Origin of the sequence: Isoptericola haloaureus (assembly GCF_036689775.1) — a bacterium.
Taxonomy (GTDB): Bacteria; Actinomycetota; Actinomycetes; order Actinomycetales; family Cellulomonadaceae; genus Isoptericola; species Isoptericola haloaureus.
Genome location: NZ_JBAGLP010000118.1, coordinates 521,177 through 539,346, shown reverse-complemented (window position 1 = coordinate 539,346; position 18,170 = coordinate 521,177). Strand labels below are relative to the sequence as shown.

Annotated in this window: 16 protein-coding genes, 3 tRNA genes and 1 riboswitch; of the genes, 15 read left to right on the top strand and 4 right to left on the bottom strand. The window is 72.3% G+C overall.

The window, feature by feature from the left end; all coding sequences use genetic code 11:
* The first annotated feature begins 2 nt into the window (after nucleotides 1–2).
* From nuoL to V5O49_RS12610, 4 genes are read left to right on the top strand one after another with little or no spacing between them, the layout of a single operon-like run.
* Nucleotides 3–1,916 carry an NADH-quinone oxidoreductase subunit L gene (nuoL, locus tag V5O49_RS12625; protein ID WP_332902510.1) on the top strand — a complete coding sequence of 638 codons (1,914 nt, stop codon included), beginning with the start codon at nucleotides 3–5 and terminating at the stop codon, nucleotides 1,914–1,916.
* Between the two features lie 12 nt (nucleotides 1,917–1,928).
* The gene (locus tag V5O49_RS12620) at nucleotides 1,929–3,542 is read left to right on the top strand and encodes an NADH-quinone oxidoreductase subunit M (RefSeq protein ID WP_405001181.1); all 1,614 of its coding nucleotides are present in this window, start codon (nucleotides 1,929–1,931) and stop codon (nucleotides 3,540–3,542) included.
* Nucleotides 3,539–5,272: an NADH-quinone oxidoreductase subunit NuoN gene (nuoN, locus tag V5O49_RS12615; protein ID WP_332902509.1), complete on the top strand. Its 1,734-nt coding sequence runs from the start codon at nucleotides 3,539–3,541 to the stop codon at nucleotides 5,270–5,272. Before V5O49_RS12620 ends, nuoN begins: the two co-directional genes overlap by 4 nt.
* 43 nt (nucleotides 5,273–5,315) lie before the next feature.
* Entirely contained in the window at nucleotides 5,316–6,359 is a 1,044-nt protein-coding gene (locus V5O49_RS12610) for a polyprenyl synthetase family protein (protein ID WP_332902508.1), read from the top strand.
* Between the two features lie 3 nt (nucleotides 6,360–6,362).
* On the opposite strand, the gene V5O49_RS12605 is transcribed toward V5O49_RS12610, so the two are convergent.
* Nucleotides 6,363–6,944 (bottom strand): A24 family peptidase, encoded by a 582-nt coding sequence (locus V5O49_RS12605; protein WP_332902507.1) that lies wholly within the window; start codon nucleotides 6,942–6,944, stop codon nucleotides 6,363–6,365.
* 232 nt (nucleotides 6,945–7,176) lie between these two features.
* Here V5O49_RS12605 and V5O49_RS12600 point away from each other — a divergent pair, with 232 nt between their 5' ends.
* The 3 genes from V5O49_RS12600 to V5O49_RS12590 all read left to right on the top strand — a co-directional run bounded on the left by V5O49_RS12600 (nucleotide 7,177) and on the right by V5O49_RS12590 (nucleotide 10,553).
* Nucleotides 7,177–8,589 (top strand): FAD-dependent oxidoreductase, encoded by a 1,413-nt coding sequence (locus V5O49_RS12600; RefSeq protein WP_332902506.1) that lies wholly within the window; start codon nucleotides 7,177–7,179, stop codon nucleotides 8,587–8,589.
* Between the two features lie 185 nt (nucleotides 8,590–8,774).
* Complete coding sequence (gene htpX, locus V5O49_RS12595; protein WP_278236493.1) at nucleotides 8,775–9,668, top strand: zinc metalloprotease HtpX; 894 nt, start codon at nucleotides 8,775–8,777, stop codon at nucleotides 9,666–9,668.
* A 54-nt stretch (nucleotides 9,669–9,722) separates the two neighbouring features.
* Nucleotides 9,723–10,553 (top strand): potassium channel family protein, encoded by an 831-nt coding sequence (locus V5O49_RS12590; protein ID WP_332902505.1) that lies wholly within the window; start codon nucleotides 9,723–9,725, stop codon nucleotides 10,551–10,553.
* Nucleotides 10,554–10,555: 2 nt separating this feature from the next.
* On the opposite strand, the gene V5O49_RS12585 is transcribed toward V5O49_RS12590, so the two are convergent.
* The 3 genes from V5O49_RS12585 to rarD are packed head-to-tail and all read right to left on the bottom strand — an operon-like array spanning nucleotide 10,556 to nucleotide 12,900.
* Nucleotides 10,556–11,446: an HAD family hydrolase gene (locus V5O49_RS12585; RefSeq protein WP_332902504.1), complete on the bottom strand. Its 891-nt coding sequence runs from the start codon at nucleotides 11,444–11,446 to the stop codon at nucleotides 10,556–10,558.
* Nucleotides 11,443–11,937, bottom strand: coding sequence for a YajQ family cyclic di-GMP-binding protein (locus V5O49_RS12580; protein WP_278236497.1), 495 nt, complete (start codon nucleotides 11,935–11,937; stop codon nucleotides 11,443–11,445). The genes V5O49_RS12585 and V5O49_RS12580 overlap by 4 nt, the downstream gene beginning before the upstream one ends.
* A 24-nt stretch (nucleotides 11,938–11,961) precedes the next feature.
* On the bottom strand, nucleotides 11,962–12,900 hold the full coding sequence (rarD, locus tag V5O49_RS12575; protein WP_332902503.1) for an EamA family transporter RarD: 939 nt from the start codon (nucleotides 12,898–12,900) through the stop codon (nucleotides 11,962–11,964).
* A 125-nt stretch (nucleotides 12,901–13,025) separates the two neighbouring features.
* Here rarD and V5O49_RS12570 point away from each other — a divergent pair.
* The 8 genes from V5O49_RS12570 (at nucleotide 13,026) to thiC (ending at nucleotide 18,163) form a co-directional block, all read left to right on the top strand.
* A tRNA-Tyr gene (locus V5O49_RS12570) sits at nucleotides 13,026–13,107 on the top strand.
* A gap of 116 nt (nucleotides 13,108–13,223) precedes the next feature.
* Nucleotides 13,224–13,296: transfer RNA gene (locus V5O49_RS12565), tRNA-Thr, on the top strand.
* Nucleotides 13,297–13,360: 64 nt separating this feature from the next.
* Nucleotides 13,361–13,437: transfer RNA gene (locus V5O49_RS12560), tRNA-Met, on the top strand.
* An 87-nt stretch (nucleotides 13,438–13,524) separates the two neighbouring features.
* Nucleotides 13,525–13,695 (top strand): 50S ribosomal protein L33, encoded by a 171-nt coding sequence (rpmG, locus tag V5O49_RS12555; protein WP_171247884.1) that lies wholly within the window; start codon nucleotides 13,525–13,527, stop codon nucleotides 13,693–13,695.
* Nucleotides 13,696–13,721: 26 nt separating this feature from the next.
* Entirely contained in the window at nucleotides 13,722–14,195 is a 474-nt protein-coding gene (locus V5O49_RS12550; protein ID WP_332902502.1) for an FAS1-like dehydratase domain-containing protein, read from the top strand.
* On the top strand, nucleotides 14,195–14,620 hold the full coding sequence (locus tag V5O49_RS12545; RefSeq protein ID WP_332902501.1) for a MaoC family dehydratase: 426 nt from the start codon (nucleotides 14,195–14,197) through the stop codon (nucleotides 14,618–14,620). Before V5O49_RS12550 ends, V5O49_RS12545 begins: the two co-directional genes overlap by 1 nt.
* 120 nt (nucleotides 14,621–14,740) lie before the next feature.
* A complete protein-coding gene (locus tag V5O49_RS12540) occupies nucleotides 14,741–16,195 on the top strand; it encodes an AGE family epimerase/isomerase (RefSeq protein WP_332902500.1) in 1,455 nt (484 codons plus the stop codon).
* 107 nt (nucleotides 16,196–16,302) lie between these two features.
* A riboswitch (TPP riboswitch) is annotated at nucleotides 16,303–16,407 on the top strand.
* Complete coding sequence (gene thiC / locus V5O49_RS12535; RefSeq protein ID WP_332902499.1) at nucleotides 16,403–18,163, top strand: phosphomethylpyrimidine synthase ThiC; 1,761 nt, start codon at nucleotides 16,403–16,405, stop codon at nucleotides 18,161–18,163. Its footprint overlaps the riboswitch before it by 5 nt.
* Nucleotides 18,164–18,170: the final 7 nt, after the last annotated feature.

The window sequence follows — 18,170 nt, the reverse complement described above, 5'->3', positions numbered from 1 at the left end:
CGATGACGACGCAGACGCTCTCCCTCGCGCCCTGGCTGGTCGCGACCCCGCTGATCGGTGCCGCCCTGCTCCTCCTGGTCGGCCGGCGCAGCGACCGCTGGGGGCACTGGCTCGGGGTGCTCGCCTCGACGGCGACGTTCGTGATCGGCCTGGTGATCCTGCTCGACATGCTCGGCGTGGACGCCGAGCAGCGGGTGGCGACCTCCTCGGTCGGCACCTGGATCGACGCCGGGGCCTTCACGGTCGACCTCGGGTTCCAGCTCGACCCGCTGTCCATGACGTTCGTGATGCTGGTGTCGTTCGTCGGCACGCTCATCCACGTCTACTCCGTGGCCTACATGTCGCACGACCGCGACCGCCGCCGGTTCTTCGCGTACCTCAACCTGTTCGTCGCGGCGATGCTGCTGCTGGTGCTCGCGGACAACTACCTGCTGCTCTTCGTCGGCTGGGAGGGTGTCGGTCTGGCCTCGTACCTGCTCATCGGGTTCTGGGACCACAAGCTGCCGAACGCCGTGGCCGGCAAGAAGGCGTTCCTGATGAACCGGGTCGGCGACATGGGGCTCATCGTGGCGATGATGCTCATGCTCGCCACGTTCGGGGCGCTGGACTTCGGCACCGTGCTCGGGTCGGCGGAGGCGGCCGACCAGGGCATCACGACGGCGATCGGGCTGATGCTGCTGCTGGCGGCGTGCGGCAAGTCCGCGCAGCTGCCGCTGCAGGCCTGGCTCGGGGACGCGATGGCCGGCCCGACGCCGGTGTCCGCGCTCATCCACGCCGCCACGATGGTCACCGCGGGCGTCTACCTGCTCGTGCGCTCCGGCCCGCTGCTCGAGGCGGCCCCCGACGCCCAGCTCGTCGTCGCCGTCGTCGGTGCGCTGACGCTGCTCTTCGGGGCGATCGTCGGTTGCGCCAAGGACGACATCAAGAAGGCGCTCGCCGCCTCGACCATGTCGCAGATCGGCTACATGATGCTGGCCGCCGGGCTCGGACCGGTCGGCTACGCGTTCGCGATCTTCCACCTGGTCACCCACGGCTTCTTCAAGGCCGGCCTCTTCCTCGGCGCCGGGTCGGTGATGCACGCGATGGACGACGACGTGGACATGCGCCGCTTCGGCGGCCTGGCGCGCCTGCTGCCCGTCACGGCCATCACCATGGGGCTGGGCTGGCTGGCGATCCTCGGCGTGCCGCCGTTCTCCGGCTTCTACTCGAAGGACAAGATCATCGAGACGGCGTTCGTGGGCGAGGGCTGGCAGCCCTGGGTGTTCGGTACCGCGGCCCTGCTCGGCGCGGGCATCACCGCGTACTACATGTCGCGCCTGTTCTTCATGACCTTCGCCGGGCGCCGGCGCTGGCTCATCGGGGAGGGTGCCGAGGCCCGCCACCCGCACGAGTCGCCGGCCCTGATGATCTGGCCGATGATCATCCTCGCCGTCGGCTCGGTCGGGCTGGGCTTCGCGCTCAACGCCGGGGACCGGTTCGTGCACTGGCTGGAGCCCGTCACCGGGCACGCCGAGCACGAGGAGCCGGTGCTGCCGATCTGGCTGATCGTGTCGCTGACCCTCCTGCTGGTCGTGGTCGGCGCGGCCATCGCGTTCCGCCAGTACGCGGTGGCGAAGGTCCCGACGACCCCACCACCGGCGCCGGCGCTCGTCCGGGCCGCCCGGGTGGACCTGCACCAGGACGACGTCAACGAGACGCTCGTGATGCGTCCGGGGCAGTACCTGACCCGGTCGATGGTCTTCGCCGACCGGACCGCGGTCGACGCGGGCTGGCTGGGGCTGGCCGGAGGGGTCGGCCGGCTCGGCAGCTGGCTGCGGGGCTGGCAGTCCGGGTACGCGCGGCAGTACGCCGCGATCACCCTGGGCGGGCTCGGAGTGATCGTGCTGGTGATCTGGCTCGTGGCGACGGCGGGCTGAGGCGTGGAAGGGATGACGATGTCGACATTTCCCTGGCTGACGGCGCTCGTCGCCTGGCCGCTGGTGGCCGCGCTGGCCACCGCACTGACCGGCGTCGGCCGGGGACGGCCGGCCGCCGGTGCGGCCACGGGCGGCGGCGCGTTCAGCGCGGGTGCCGCGCGGACGGTCGCCCTGGTCGGTGCCCTCGTGGAGGCCGCCCTGGTGGTGGGGGCGTTCCTCGCCTTCGACACGGGCGCGGCGGGCACCCACCAGCTCACCGAGACCTACGCGTGGATCCCGGCGCTCGGCGCGAGCTACGCCGTCGGGGTCGACGGGGTGGCGCTGCTGCTCGTCGCGCTGTCCGTGGGCCTGGTGCCGCTGGTGATCCTCGCGGCCTGGCACGAGCAGGGCGGTGACGCCGTGCGGCTGCGGCGCTACCTGGCCACGGTGCTGGTGCTGCTCAGCTTCATGGTGCTGGTCTTCACCGCGCGGGACGTGTTCCTGTTCTACGTGGTCTTCGAGGCCATGCTGATCCCCGCCTACTTCCTCATCGGAGGGTTCGGCCAGGGTGCCCAGCGCCGGTACGCGGCGGTGAAGTTCCTCATGTTCTCCCTCGGCGGGGGACTGATCATGCTGGCCGCCGTCGTCGCGCTCTACCTGCAGGTGCCGGTGGACGCCGCCACGGGGCTGCGTCCCGAGGACGCCTTCCTCACCGACAACCTCACCGGGCTGGCGCTCGACCCCACGACCGAGCGGTTGATGTTCGCCGCGTTCTTCCTGGCGTTCGCCATCAAGGCGCCGATGTTCCCGGTGCACACCTGGTTGCCGGACGTCACGCAGAACGCCACCCCGGGGACCTCGACGCTGCTCATCTGCGTGCTGGACAAGGTGGGCACCTTCGGGATGCTCACGCTGTGCCTGCCGCTGTTCCCGGAGGCGAGCCGCTGGGCGGCGCCGTTCGTCGTCGTGCTCGCGGTGATCTCGATCCTGTACGGCGCGATCCTGGCGATCGGCCAGTCCGACGTGCTGCGCCTGATCGGCTACACCTCGGTGTCCCACTTCGGGTTCATCATCCTGGGCATCTTCACCTTCACCTCCGTGGGCGTCTCGGGCTCGAGCTTCATGATGCTGAACCACGGCATCTCCACCGGTGCGCTGTTCCTCCTGGCGGGCTTCGCCATCGCCCGCCACCCGCGGCACAGCCAGCTGGTCTCCGACTACGGCGGCATGCGCACCGTCGCCCCGGTGCTCGGCGGCACGTTCCTCGTCGCGGGTCTGTCGGCCCTCGCGCTGCCGGGTCTGGCGACCTTCGTCTCGGAGATCATGGTGTTCCTCGGGGCCTACGGCCGATGGCCCGCCGCGGTGCTGGTGGCCGTGCCCGCCGTCGTCCTGGCCGCGACCTACGTGCTGCTGACCTACCAGCGCATGTTCACCGGCCCCGTCGGGGCGGAGATCACCGGGGCGAAGGACCTGGGCGGCCGGGAGAAGACGGTCGCCGGCGTGCTGGTGGCCGCGCTGGTCGTGCTGGGCCTGGTGCCCGGACCGGCGCTCGACTACGTCCGTGAACCCGCGTCGGTCTCCGTCGAGCTCGTCGGCGCCACCGATCCGGAACCCGTGCTCGGCGCGGCAGAGGGGAGCGAGCAGTGAACGAGTTCGTCGCACCGGAGATCGACTGGGCGGTCCTGTCCCCGATCCTCGTCGTGCTGGCCGCCGGCGTGGTGGGGGTGCTGGTCGAGGCCTTCGTCCCGGCCCGCGCCCGCCGTCTGACCCAGCTCGTGCTGACCCTCGGTGCCCTGGCGGGCACCCTGGTCGCGGTGGCGCTGCTGTGGGACCGGGTGAGCACCGACGGGTTCGCCTTCGTCGTGGACGGCACCGTGGTCCTCACGCCGTTCACGCTGGGCATCCAGGCCGTGGTGGCCGTGCTCGCGATCCTCGGGGTGCTCGTCGTGGCCGACCGCACCAGCACCGGCCAGGACGCGTTCGCCCCCACCGCCGCCGCCGTGCCGGGCACCGCCTACGAGGACGCCGCCCGGGAGGCCGGGCTGCAGCAGACCGAGATCTACCCGCTGATGCTCTTCGCCACGGGCGGGATGCTGCTGTTCCCGGCCACGGACAACCTCATCGTGCTGTTCATCGCGCTCGAGGTGCTGTCCCTGCCGCTGTACGTGCTCTGCGCGACGGCCCGCCGTCGGCGGCTGCTCAGCCAGGAGGCCGCGTTCAAGTACTTCCTGCTCGGGGCGTTCGCCAGCGCGCTGATGCTGTTCGGCATCGCGCTCGTGTACGGCTTCGCCGGGTCCGTGAGCCTGGAGACCGCCGTCTACGTGCTGGCCCACCCCGACAGCCAGGTGCTGTCGATGATGCCGGGCCTGGTCATCGCCGGCGTGCTGCTCGTGTCCGTGGGCCTGCTGTTCAAGATCGGTGCGGCCCCGTTCCACACCTGGACGCCCGACGTCTACCAGGGCGCCCCCACGCCGATCACCGCGTTCATGGCGGCCTGCGTCAAGGCGGCCGCCATCGGGGCGATGGTGCGGGTGCTCTTCACCCTCGCCGCCGGCCTCGACGAGCCGCTGCGGCAGGACCTGGAGACCGGGCTGTGGGTCGCGGCGATCCTCACGATGCTCGTCGGGACCGCCGCCGGTGCGGTGCAGACCGACGTCAAGCGGATGCTGGCCTACTCCTCGATCGCGCACGCCGGGTTCCTGCTGGTGGCGATGGTGGGCTTCGACGAGGTCGGGGCGCGGGCGGTCCTGTTCTACGTGCTGGCCTACGGGCTGGCCACGCTGGGCGCCTTCGCCGTGGTGACCCTCGTGCGCGAGCAGGACGCCGACGGCGTGGTGCTCGGCGAGGCGACGCACCTGTCCCAGTGGGCCGGGCTCGCGCGGCGTTCCCCGCTGCTGGCGACGGCCTTCTCGCTGTTCCTGCTGTCCATGGCGGGCATCCCGCTGACGGCCGGCTTCCTGGCGAAGTTCAGCGCGTTCTCGGCGGCGGTGGAGGCCGGGGCCTGGCCGCTGGCGGTCATCGGCGTCCTCGCCTCGATCGTGGCCGTGTTCTTCTATGTCCGTCTCATCGTGCTGATGGTGCTCACCCCGCCGGTGGAGGACACGGCCGACGACGGCGCGTCCGGCGCCGGCGGAGCCACGGCGGGCTCCGGGGCCGGGACGTCGGACGCGGGGACCGGGGCCGAGGACACCCCCGAGCGAGCGGGCACCCTGACGGCGGCGCGTGCGGCGACCGAGCGGGCCGCGGTGGTCGTCATCTCCTCGCAGGGTCCGACCGCGGTGGCGGTCACCGTCTGCGCCGTCGGGGTGGTGCTGCTCGGGCTCGTCCCGGGGCCGGTGCTGGACTGGATGACGCAGGCGGCCGCGTTCCGTCCGTGATCTCCGTTCGGCTCCCGGCGCGTCGGGAAGATAGGTTCGGACCGTGACCCGTGCTTCTGATGCGCCGTCCGGCGCTGCCACGACCCTGCCGACCGGTGTCCCGCTCTCGGACCCCGCGCTGGCCGACCGGATCGCGCAGCGGCTGACGCAGGTCGACGCGGTGCTCGACGAGGCGGTCGCCTCGACCGACGCGCTGGCCGACGACGCCGGCCGCCACCTCGTGGCGGCGGGCGGCAAGCGGTTCCGCCCGTTGCTGACGCTCCTCGCCGGGGAGCTCGGCGACGGGACGCAGCCGCAGATCGTCGACGCCGCCGTGGTGGTCGAGCTGACCCAGGTCGCCTCGCTGTACCACGACGACGTCATGGACTCGGCGCCGGTGCGCCGCGGCGCACCGGCCGCCCACACCGTGTGGGGCAACACCGTGGCCATCCTCGTGGGGGACCTGCTGTTCGCCCGTGCCTCGGCCCTGGTGGCCGGCCTCGGCCCGGAAGCGGTCGTGCTGCAGTCACGCACGTTCGAGCGGATGTGCCTCGGTCAGCTCCACGAGACCACCGGCCCGGGGCCGGACGACGACCCGGTCGAGCACTACCTGCAGGTGCTCAGCGACAAGACGGCCTCGCTGCTGGCCACGTCGGCTCGTCTGGGCGCGATGTTCGGCGGCTGCCCGGACGAGATCGTCGAGGCGGTCGCGGCCTACGGCGAGAAGGTCGGCATGGCCTTCCAGCTCGCCGACGACGTGCTCGACATCGCCTCCTCCGGCGCCGTGTCCGGCAAGACGCCGGGGACGGACCTGCGCGAGCACGTCCCCACGATGCCGGTCCTGCTGCTGCGCCAGCGGGTCACGCAGGGGGAGGGGACGCCGGCGGACGCGGAGCTGCTGGGTCGGCTCGACGGCGACCTGTCCGACGACGCCGCGCTGGCGGCCGTGGTGGCCGACCTGCGGGAGCACGACGTGCTCGCCGAGACCCGCACGCTCGCCGTGCGCTGGGCGCGGGAGGCCGCCGCCGAGCTGGCGGTCCTGCCCGACGGTCCCGTCAAGGAGGCGCTGACGGACCTGGCCACCGCGCTGGCCGACCGGACCGTCTGAGGTTCAGCCCGCCAGCAGGCGTTGCGCGGTGAGCGCGACGGCGGCCCCGGCCAGCATGAACGGGCCGAACGCGATCGCGGTGGAGCGTGTCGCGCGTCGCGCCACGAGCAGGACGATCGCGACCGTGCCGCCGAGCAGGAAGGGCAGGACCGCCGTCGCCCACAGCGGGGACCACCCGAACCAGCAGGTCACCAGCCCGAGCAGCACGGCGAGCTTGACGTCCCCGAGCCCGAGGCCCGAGCGGTTGACCAGGTGCAGCAGCAGGTAGGTGCCGCCCAGCACGATCGCCCCGGCCGCCGCACGCAGCAGCGGTGCGGCGTCGCCGTCGACGAGCGCGGCCAGGGCGAGCAGCGCACCGACGACGGCGGTGGTCGGGTAGGTGACGGCGTCGGGCAGCCGGTGGGTGCGGCGGTCGACGGCGCCGAGGGCCACTCCGGCGACCGCCGCGACCGCGAGGGCCGGGGCCGCCCATCCCGGCCCGCTGACCCACACCGCCCAGCCGACGGCGGGCCCCAGGGCGACGCCGACGGCGCGGCGCACCGGCGTGAGCTCGGAGCGGGTGCGGTCCAGCAGCGTCGTCGCCATGGGGCGGATGCTAGCCAGCCGCTGCGCCCGGAGAACAGGCCGTCCGACCCTCGTGACCAGGGGCGCGGTCCCAGATGCCAGGATGTGAGACGCTCTGTTCAGTTCCCGAGACGTGTGTGGCATCCTGGAGACTCGTTGAGACCCTGGGCGTGAGGTAGACCTCACCTCGACCGAGGGGAAACCTCCTAGAATCGAAGTCCACGCAGCCCCGATCCGGAAGGCGTACCTCGCAGTGAGCAGCACCCGACCTCTGCGCGTCGCGATCGTCGGCGCAGGCCCCGCGGGCATCTACGCCGCGGACATCCTGTCCAAGACCGACCTCGACGTCAGCATCGACCTCTTCGAGCGTCTGCCTGCCCCGTTCGGACTCGTCCGCTACGGCGTTGCCCCCGACCACCCGCGGATCAAGGGCATCATCAACGCCCTGCACAAGGTCCTGTCGCGGGGTGACGTGCGGCTGCTCGCCAACGTCAACTACGGCGTCGACCTCAAGCTCGAGGACCTGCGCCAGTACTACGACGCCGTGGTCTTCTCCACCGGCGCCATCAAGGACGCGGCGCTGGGGATCCCGGGCATCGACCTCGACGGCTCCTACGGCGCCGCCGACTTCGTGTCCTGGTTCGACGGGCACCCCGACGTGCCGCGCACCTGGCCCCTGGAGGCCCAGCACGTCGCGGTCCTCGGCGCCGGCAACGTGGCTCTCGACGTCACGCGGATCCTGGCCAAGCACCCGAAGGACCTGATGTCGACGGAGATCCCGGCGAACGTGCAGGCGGGCCTGGAGGCCTCGCCGGTCACGGACGTCCACGTCTTCGCCCGCCGCGGCCCGGCCCAGGTGAAGTTCTCCCCGCTGGAGCTGCGCGAGCTGGGCCACGTGCCCGACGTCGACATCGTCGTCTACCCCGAGGACTTCGACTTCGACGAGGGGTCGATGGAGGCGATCGAGGCGACGAACCAGACCAAGCAGGTCGTCAAGACCCTCACGGACTGGACACTGGTCGAGCCGTCGCAGCAGAAGGCCTCGCGGCGCATCCACCTGCACTTCCTGCACTCCCCGTCAGAGGTGCTCGGCGAGGACGGCAAGGTGGTCGGGCTGCGGACCGAGCGCACCGCCCTGCAGGGTGACGGCACCGTCCAGGGCACCGGCGAGTTCCACGACTGGCCCGTCCAGGCCGTCTACCGGGCCGTGGGCTACTTCGGGTCCCCGCTGCCGGAGATCCCCTTCGACGACCTCAAGGGCGTCATCTCGAACCGCGAGGGCCGCGTCGTCGACCTCGACGGGGAGCACCTGCCCGGCGTCTACACCACCGGTTGGATCAAGCGCGGCCCGGTCGGCCTGATCGGCCACACCAAGTCCGACGCCTCGGAGACGATCCGCCACCTGGTCGAGGACGTCACCGGTGTCTCGGGTGGCGCCGCGGACGGTGACCCTCAGGGGTCGCTGGAGGGCGGCCGCACCGCCCCGCACGGCGAGCCGCAGCAGGTGCTGGACTTCCTGTCCGAGCGCGGCGTCGACGTCATCACCTGGGACGAGTTCACGCTGCTCGACACCCACGAGCTGGGCCTCGGCGAGGCCGCCGGCCGCGAGCGCATCAAGGTCGTCCCGCGCGAGGAGATGATCGACATCGCCAAGGGCCGCGCCTGACTCGACGGAGCACGGGGATCGCGGGGATCCCGGAGACGGTCGTCACACCCGAAGTGGAGGGCGCGCAGCGCCCGTGAACGCGACCGTGTCCGGGATCTTCGCGTTCCCGGACGCGCCGAGCGACCGCAGGGAACCGCCGTCGGCCCCCGGGCGTTGCACCGGTGTCGTCTGGAAGGAGTCGTCCGGTGGGTCATCGCCACTTCAACGGTCTGAAGACCGTCCTGCTCTTCGGTGTGCTGTGGGCCGTGCTGCTCGGGCTCTGGGCGGTGTTCTTCCGCGGCAGCCAGGGGATGCTGTTCCTGTTCACCGCGATCGGCCTCATCGGCACGTTCGTCGGCTACTGGAACTCGGACAAGATCGCGATCAAGGCGATGCACGCCTACCCGGTCACCGAGCTCGAGGCCCCGGAGATGTACCGGATCGTGCGCGAGCTGTCCACGGTGGCCCGGCAGCCGATGCCGCGGCTGTACATCTCGCCCACCCAGGCGCCCAACGCGTTCGCCACCGGCCGCAACCCGAAGAACGCGGCCGTGTGCTGCACCGAGGGAATCCTGCGCATCCTCGACGAGCGCGAGCTGCGCGGGGTGCTCGGCCACGAGCTGATGCACGTCTACAACCGGGACATCCTCACCTCGTCGGTCGCCTCCGCGCTGGCGGGCGTCATCACGTCGCTGGCGCAGTTCCTGCTGATCTTCGGCGGGGGAGACCGGCGCGAGGGCGGCAACCCGCTCGCGGCGCTGGCGCTGGCGCTCCTGGCCCCGTTCGCCGCGATGCTCATCCAGATGGCGATCTCGCGCACCCGCGAGTACGACGCCGACGAGGACGGCGCCAAGCTCACCGGCGACCCGCTGGCGCTGGCCTCCGCGCTGCGCAAGCTGGAGCAGGGCACCAAGGCCGCCCCGCTGCCGCAGACGCAGTCGCTGGAGAACGTCTCGCACCTGATGCTCGCGAACCCGTTCCGCGGCGGCGGCATGGCCAAGCTCTTCGCGACGCACCCCCCGATGGACGACCGCATCGCGCGCCTGGAGAAGATGGCCGGCGGCACCGGGTTCGGCCCGGGCGGCATCACGCGCTACTGACCCCGGCCGGTCCCCGGCCGGACCCCGCGGGCCGCTTCGCTACGCTGGCCCGCGATGACCGACCACACGCCGCCTCCGCCCCGCTCCCTGCGTCCCGTCCTCGACGAGGACCCGCGCGTCGCCGCGTGGGAGCGGCGGATGGAGTGGCCCCTGCTCGTCGTCGCGGGCCTGTTCCTCATCGCCTACGCGATCCCGATCGTGTGGCCCGACGTCCCGCCCGAGATCCGTCGGGCGTGCCGGTTCGGCGTGACGACCACCTGGATCGTGTTCGCCGTCGACTACGTCGCCCGGCTCGTGCTCTCCCGCCAGCGCTGGTACTTCGTGCGGCACAACCTGCTCGACCTCGCGATCGTCGTGCTGCCGGTGCTCCGGCCGCTGCGGCTGCTGCTGCTGGTGTCCGCGATCAAGCGGCTCAACCGTGCCGGCGCCAGCGCGATGCGCGGTCGCGTGGTGCTCTACGCGGCCGCCGGATCGGCCCTGCTGGTCCTGGCCGGGTCGCTGGCCGTGACCGAGGCCGAGCGGGGCGCCGAGGGCAGCACGATCGTCAACGTCGGCGACGGGTTCTGGTGGGCGCTGGTGACCATGGCGACCGTCGGCTACGGCGACACCTACCCGGTCACGATCACCGGCCGGTTCGTGGCGGTGGGCATGATGCTCGGCGGCATCGCCGTGCTGGGTGTGGTGACCGCGACGCTGTCCTCGTGGCTCGTGCAGAACGTCGAGGCCGGCACCGAGGAGCCCCGCGCCGAGCGCCGGGACTCCACCGACGACCTGTGGGCGCGGCGCGGCGACGTCGAGAGCCTGGTCACCGAGGTCCGCGCGCTGCGCGAGGAGGTCGCCCGGCTGCGCACCGAGGACGTCGGCACGCGCCGCGCCGGCGACTGAGCTCAGCGGCCGCGCAGGGCGGCCTCCAGGGCCGCGGCCACGCCGTCGTCGTCCCCGGCGCCGACCACGACGTCCGCACCGGCCAGCAGGTCCGGGTGCGCGTCGGCGACCGCGTGCCCGCGTCCGGCCCAGCGCAGCATCGGCAGGTCGTTCGGCATGTCGCCGAACGCCCAGACCTCCGCGGCGTCGATCCCGAGGCGGGTGCACCAGCGTGCCAGCGCCGCGTCCTTGGTCACCCCGGGGGCCAGCAGCTCGGCGAGCCCGGCCGCCCCGGAGTAGGCCAGGTGCGCCCGCCGTCCGACGACGGACCGCACCGTGGCGAAGAACTCCTCCTGCGCGGCGTCGTCGCTCGTGCCGCCGTGGACGTCCCCGGGCCGCGTCGCGGGTCGGGTGCCCGGCCGGACGGCGAGCAGCTTGCCCACCGGGGACGGCCGCCTGCGGTCCGTGCCGGCGTCGGCCAGGGTCTCCTCGACCGGCACCGCGCGGACGGCCGGGTCGAGCCCCGGCTCGTCGCGCGGGAACCAGGGGTCGAAGGAGGGGCCGTCGTGCCGCTCGAGGCCGAGGGCGACGTCGGGCACGGCGTCGCGCAGGTCGGCCACGATCCCGCGCAGGGCGTCGTCGGCGAACCCGCCGATCTCGTGCGCGGAGCCCGAGGCCAGGTCCCACACGGCGGCTCCGCCGAGGCACACCACCCGGCCGTGCCCGCCCACGCAGTCGGCCAGCACGTCCAGCCAGCGCGGCGGGCGGGCCGTGACGAAGACCACCTCGACGCCGGCGTCCTCGACGGCGCGCAGCGCGGCCCGCGTGCGGGCGGACACGGTGCCGTCCGAGCGCAGCAGCGTGCCGTCCAGGTCGGTCGCGACCAGGCGGGGGAGGCGGTCCCGCGTGCTCACCGGTAGTTCGTGAACTGCAGGGCGACGTCGAGGTCGGCGCCCTTGAGCATCGCGATGACGTCCTGCAGGTCGTCCCGCTTCTTGGAGGTCACGCGCACCTCGTCGCCGGTGATCTGCGTCTTGACGCCCTTGGGGCCCTCGTCGCGGATCAGCTTGGTGATCTTCTTGGCGTTCTCGCTGCTCAGGCCCTCCTTGAGGGAGGCGACGAGCCGGTACTCCTTGCCGGAGGCCTGCGGCTCGCCCTCGCCCGTGTCGAGGGCCTTGAGGGAGACGCCGCGCTTGATGAGCTTGGTCTGGAAGACGTCGAGGGCGGCGTTGACCCGCTCGGCGCTGTTGGCCGTGATGACGATCGCCTCGCCGCTCCAGGCGATGGAGGCCCCGACACCCCGGAAGTCGTAGCGCTGGTTGATCTCCTTGGCCGCCTGGTTGAGGGCGTTGTCGACCTCCTGGCGGTCCACCTTGGAGACGATGTCGAAGGACGAGTCGGCCACGGTGGTGCTCCTTGCGTGCGTGGGTCAGGGTTCGAGGTCCACGGTAGCCGGTGCGGCGGCCGCCAGACGCGTCGCCCGGGACCGGCGCACCCCGTCCACGGTGAGCACCACGAGCGCCACCCACACCAGCACGAACCCGGCCCAGCGGACCGGCGGCATGTGCTCGCCGAACACCAGCAGGCCCAGCAGGAACTGCAGGAACGGCGTCAGGTACTGCAGCATGCCCACGACCGACAGGGGCAGACGTCGGGCCGCCGCGGAGAAGAGGAGCAGCGGCAGGCCGGTCACGACGCCACACGAGACGAGCAGCAGGGCGTGCCCCACGCCCTGGGTGGAGAAGGTGCCCACGCCGGTGGCGGCCAGCCACCCGAGGTAGCCGAGGGCGAGCGGCGTGGCCACCGCCGTCTCGGCCGCCAGGCCCGGCAGGGCGCCGACGCCGCGCCCGACCCGGTTCTTGACCAGCGAGTACAGGCCGAACGCCCCGGCCAGCACCAGCGAGATCCAGGGGATGCCGCCCACGCCGGTCGAGAGCACGACGACGGCGGCGCCCCCCAGACCGAGCGCGAGCCACTGCGCCGGGCGCAGGCGTTCGCGCAGGACGACGACGCCGAGGGCGACGGTCAGCAGCGGGTTGATGAAGTAGCCCAGCGCGGCGTCCAGGACGTGCCCGGTCAGGACCGCGTAGACGTAGGTGGTCCAGTTGACGATGATCAGGGCCGACGCGAGGGTCAGCAGCCCCATCGTGCGCGGCCGGCGCAGGACGGCCAGGAACGAGCCCAGGCTCCGGGTCGCCGCGAGCAGCACCACGCAGAACACCAGCGACCACACGATGCGGTGGGCGATGATCTCGAGGGCGCCGGCCGGCTCGAGCAGGGGGAAGAAGAGGGGCATCGCGCCCCACAGGAGGAACGCGGAGAGCCCGAGCGGCAGGCCCCAGCGGTCCGTGGCGGCAGGAGGGGTCACGACCCGAGACTAGACCTCGCGGCAGGGCCCGGCCCGGAGGGTGATCAGGGCCACGTCCGACGGATTTCCACCCGGGGCCTTCGGCGGCTATGGTTGTCTCCGCGAGTTCGTCCGCGAACTCACCCGGCAGGTTGCCCGAGCGGCCAAAGGGAGCTGACTGTAAATCAGCCGTCATCGACTTCGGGGGTTCGAATCCCTCACCTGCCACCGCGAGGCCCGGTCTCACCCTCGGTGAGGTCGGCCATCGCTCGGGGAAGGCTCCCGTGCGGCACCGCGGCCCGGATTTCCTCCGGGCCCACGGATCCGTGTAGAGTCTTCCCCGCGCCCCGATAGCTCAGTCGGTAGAGCATCTCCATGGTAAGGAGAAGGTCAAGGGTTCGATTCCCTTTCGGGGCTCTGTGTGACGAGCGCGGGATCGTCGTCCGAACGGTCGGTCCGACGGTTCCGCGTTGTCACGCGCGGCGGGGTAGCTCAGCTGGTCAGAGCGCACGACTCATAATCGTGAGGTCGCGGGTTCGAGCCCCGCCCTCGCTACCAACACATAGCACGCGGTCCGACGGCCGGCGTCGGACCACATCCGTGACGCACGTAGCGCCTTCCGGGGGCGCGAGAGGTGAAGACCCCATGGCTGCCAAGAGCGCTGACGTCCGCCCGAAGATCACGCTGGCCTGCGTGGACTGCAAGGAGCGGAACTACATCACGAAGAAGAACCGCCGGAACAACCCGGACCGCCTCGAGATGGCGAAGTTCTGCCCGCGTTGCGGCAAGCACACCGCGCACCGCGAGACCCGCTGAACCGGTCCCGAGCGAGACTGTCCGACGTGGCGACCTCCGTCGATCCCGCGTTCGCCGGGCGTGAGTACCCGGCCACCGCGCCGTACTCGGTCGGCCGCGAGAAGATCCGCGAGTTCGCCGTCGCCGTCGGAGCCTCCCACCCCGCGCACCACGATCTCGTGGCAGCGCGGGGTCTCGGCTATCCGGACCTCGTCGCGCCGCCGACGTTCGCCGTCGTGATCGCCCAGCGTGCCGAGCAGCAGTACGTGGCCGACCCCGACGCCGGGATCGACTTCTCGCGGGTCGTGCACGCCGACGAGACGTTCACCCACCACCGCCCGATCGTGGCCGGTGACGAGCTGGCGACGGTGCTGCACGTCGACTCGGTGACGCAGCGTGCCGGCATCTCCATGGTGACCACGCGCTGCGAGCTGTTCGCCGTCGACGCCGAGGGCGGCGACCTCGGCGAGCACGTCGCGACCGTCACCTCGAGCCTCGTCGTCCGCGGGGAGGACTCCTGATGGCCCGTCCGCAGCTCGCCGACCTGACCGTCGGGGACGTCGTCGCCACCCGCACCGTCGAGATCGACCGTGCCGCGCTGGTCCGCTACGCCGGCGCCAGCGGTGACTTCAACCCCATCCACTGGGACGAGCGGTTCGCCACCGAGGTCGGGCTGCCCGGGGTGATCGCCCACGGCATGTGCACGATGGGTGCCGTCGTCGACGTCGTGACCGACTGGGTCGGGGGCCCGGGCGCGGTCGTGCGGTACGGCACCCGCTTCACCAAGCCCGTCCCGGTGCCCGCCCGCGGGGCGGCCGCCGTCGAGGTGACGGCCACCGTCGGTGCGGTCGACGCCGACGCCGGGACCGCCCGGATCGACCTGACCGTGACGCACGAGGGCACCAAGGTCCTCGGTCGTACGCAGGTCCTCGTCCGCCTCTCCTGACCGGCCCTCGGTCCTCAGGTCACGTCGTGGTCACAGCCCTTCACACCGGTTGGTGACACGAGTAATCTACGTCTGGTAGCGCTCCCAACGCCGGGGGCCCGATCATCGAAGGAGATGCTCATGCCACGACCCCGCACCGCCCCCGCCCCCGCCGACGGGCTGCTCGCCCGCGCCGCGGACGACCGGATCGCCGCCGTCTCGCGCCGCGGCGTGCTCATCGCCGGTGCCGCCGGAGCGCTCACGCTGGCCTCCGGTGCCGAGGCCTGGGCGAGCCGGACCGCGCTCGCCACGACCCCGCGGACCGCGACCTCCGCCGTCGGCTCGGTCGAGCGGGCGCACACGTTCCTCGGGGCGATGACCGACGCCTACCCCGAGGTCAACACCGGGCCGCGCATGGCCCAGTCCTACGCCGACCAGCTCGGGCTGTTCTCGACCGCGTTCGTCTACGACGTCGCGCTGACGATCTGCGCCTCCCTGGCGGGCGGCCACGTGGCCCGTGCGGCCACCCTGGCCGACGGGCTCCTGTTCGCCCAGCAGCACGACCCCGCCTACGACGACGGCCGCCTGCGCCAGGGGTACAACACCGGTCCGTACACGTTCTACGACGGATCGCCCCAGCCGTACGGCCTCGAGCTGCCCGACGGCACCGCCAACATCGGCTGGCAGTTCGGTTTCCTCGGCACGGCCGTGGGCGACATGGCCTGGCCGGGCATCGCCCTGCTGCACACCTTCAGCGCCACGGGGGACCCGCGGTACCTCGACGGCGCGGTCCGCATCGGGGAGTGGATCCTGGACAACACGTGGTCCGAGCGCCCGCTCGGCGGCTTCTCCTTCGGCGTCGACGGCGGCAACAACCCGATCCCCAACGGGTCGACCGAGCACAACATCGACTGCGTCGCCTTCTTCCGCCAGCTCGAGGCCCTCGCCGGCGGCGACCGCTGGCGCCGTGCGCAGGAGCACGCCCGCGCGTTCGTCGACCTCGTGTGGGACCGCGAGGGCGGCTTCTTCTACACCGGCACGAACGACGGCGTGGAGATCAACCGTGACCCGCTGCCCCTCGACCCCGCGACGTGGGGCTGGCTGGCGCTGCAGGCCGAGCGGTACGGGCGCTCGGTCGACTGGGCGGCCTCCGACCTGGCGACGACCGACGTCGCCGGCGAGGGGAACTCGCAGCTGCCCGGCGACGTGACGATCTCCGGGGTGACCTTCTCCAGCGCGAGCCTGGAGTCCACGGCGTCCTACAACGGGCTGCCCGTGCACCCGGACGGCGTCTGGCTCGAGGGGACCGGCCAGCTCGCCTGCGCCCTGGCGGACCGCGGTCGCGGCTCGCGCGACGGGCGCCGGGCGGCCGGCCTGCTCGCCCAGATCCGGCGGACGCAGGACCTCGTCGGTGCGGGCCAGACCGTCGGCGGCACGCCGCTGCCGGACCGGTCCGGCGTCGTCGCGGCCTCCAGCCTCATCGACACCGGGTTCGGGTTCGGCTACTTCCAGATCCAGCACACCGGCGCGACGTCCTGGTACGTCATGGCGGCCGAGGGTGTGAACCCGCTGCAGGTCGGCGGTCTCGGCGTCTGACCTGCCCCTGTTCGCGCTGTGGGCATGAAATCTGCAGGTCTCCGACCAGGAGAACCTGCAGATTTCATGCCCACAGCGGCGTGCGCGGCCGGCGTGCTACGTTGCGGGTGATCCCACGGGAGCCCTGGCAAGGGCTGAGATCGGGCTGTCGCCGCCCGGACCGTCGAACCTGACCGGGTTATGCCGGCGTAGGAAGTAGGAGCAACCATGCAGAACGACGCACCGTCGCGCGCGCTCGCCGTCGAGCGGGACGCCCAGTCCGGGATCACGGTCCCGGTCACCGAGATCACCCTGGCCGACTCGCCCGACGGGTCGGCCAACGCCCCGGTGCGGGTCTACCGCACCGAGGGCCCCGGCGGGGACCCGACCCGCGGCATCCCCGCGCTGCGGGAGGCCTGGATCGCCGAGCGCGGCGACACCGAGGAGTACGACGGCCGGGACCGCACCCTGGCCGACGACGGCCGCGGGGCCGCCCGCCGGGGAGCGGCCTCCGCCGAGTGGCAGGGGGCGCGCCGTCGTCCTCGCCGCAGCGCCACCGGGAAGCCCGTCACCCAGATGGCCTACGCCCGCCGGGGCGAGATCACCCCGGAGATGCGCTTCGTCGCGGTCCGTGAGGGGGTCGACGTCGAGCTCGTGCGGTCCGAGGTCGCGGCCGGCCGGGCGATCATCCCGAACAACGTCAACCACCCCGAGTCGGAGCCGATGATCATCGGCAGGGCGTTCACCGTGAAGGTCAACGCCAACATCGGCAACTCCGCCGTGCACTCCTCGATCGCCGAGGAGGTGGAGAAGCTGCAGTGGGCCACCAGGTGGGGCGCGGACACGGTCATGGACCTGTCCACCGGCGACGACATCCACACCACCCGCGAGTGGCTGCTGCGCAACGCCCCGGTGCCCATCGGCACCGTGCCGATCTACCAGGCCCTGGAGAAGGTCGACGGCGACGCCTCCCGGATGAGCTGGGAGGTCTACCGGGACACGATCATCGAGCAGTGCGAGCAGGGCGTGGACTACATGACCGTCCACGCCGGGGTGCTGCTGCGCTACGTCCCGCTCACGGCGAACCGGGTGACCGGCATCGTCTCGCGCGGCGGGTCGATCATGGCCGGCTGGTGCCTGGCGCACCACCAGGAGAACTTCCTGTACACGCGGTTCGACGAGCTGTGCGAGATCTTCGCGGCCTACGACGTCGCGTTCTCCCTCGGTGACGGGCTGCGGCCCGGGTCGATCGCGGACGCCAACGACGCCGCCCAGTTCGCCGAGCTGGACACCCTCGCCGAGCTGACGAAGCGGGCCTGGGAGCACGACGTGCAGGTCATGGTCGAGGGGCCCGGGCACATCCCGCTGCACCTGGTGCGCGAGAACGTCGAACGCCAGCAGGAGCTGTGCGACGGCGCCCCGTTCTACACGCTGGGGCCGCTGGTCACCGACATCGCCCCGGGCTACGACCACATCACCTCGGCGATCGGGGCGACGGAGATCGCCCGGTACGGCACCGCGATGCTCTGCTACGTCACGCCCAAGGAGCACCTCGGGCTGCCGAACCGGGACGACGTGCGCACCGGCGTCGTCACCTACAAGATCGCCGCGCACGCGGCCGACGTCGCCAAGGGGCACCCGGGGGCGACGGCGCGCGACGACGCGCTGAGCAAGGCCCGCTTCGAGTTCCGGTGGCGCGACCAGTTCAACCTGTCCCTCGACCCGGAGCTGGCCGAGTCCTACCACGACGAGACGCTGCCGGCCGAGGCGGCCAAGACGGCGCACTTCTGCTCGATGTGCGGGCCGAAGTTCTGCTCGATGCGGATCTCGCAGGACATCCGCGACGAGTTCGGCGACGCCGCGGCCCAGGAGCGGGTCGTGGCCGCCTCGCAGCAGCAGGTCGAGGCGGGGATGGCCGAGAAGGCGGCGGAGTTCCGCGCCGCCGGGGGAGAGGTCTACCTGCCCACCCCCACGGTCCCCGCGCGGTAGGCCACGG

Excerpts from the sequence above, each read along its gene's own strand:
- nuoL (WP_332902510.1), top strand. The coding sequence starts at position 3 with ATGACGACGCAGACGCTCTCCCTCGCGCCCTGGCTGGTCGCGACCCCG.
- V5O49_RS12620 (WP_405001181.1), top strand. The coding sequence starts at position 1,929 with ATGACGATGTCGACATTTCCCTGGCTGACGGCGCTCGTCGCCTGGCCG.
- V5O49_RS12605 (WP_332902507.1), bottom strand. The coding sequence starts at position 6,944 with ATGGCGACGACGCTGCTGGACCGCACCCGCTCCGAGCTCACGCCGGTG.
- V5O49_RS12590 (WP_332902505.1), top strand. The coding sequence starts at position 9,723 with ATGACCGACCACACGCCGCCTCCGCCCCGCTCCCTGCGTCCCGTCCTC.
- rpmG (WP_171247884.1), top strand. The coding sequence starts at position 13,525 with ATGGCTGCCAAGAGCGCTGACGTCCGCCCGAAGATCACGCTGGCCTGC.
- V5O49_RS12545 (WP_332902501.1), top strand. The coding sequence starts at position 14,195 with ATGGCCCGTCCGCAGCTCGCCGACCTGACCGTCGGGGACGTCGTCGCC.
- V5O49_RS12540 (WP_332902500.1), top strand. The coding sequence starts at position 14,741 with ATGCCACGACCCCGCACCGCCCCCGCCCCCGCCGACGGGCTGCTCGCC.
- thiC (WP_332902499.1), top strand. The coding sequence starts at position 16,403 with ATGCAGAACGACGCACCGTCGCGCGCGCTCGCCGTCGAGCGGGACGCC.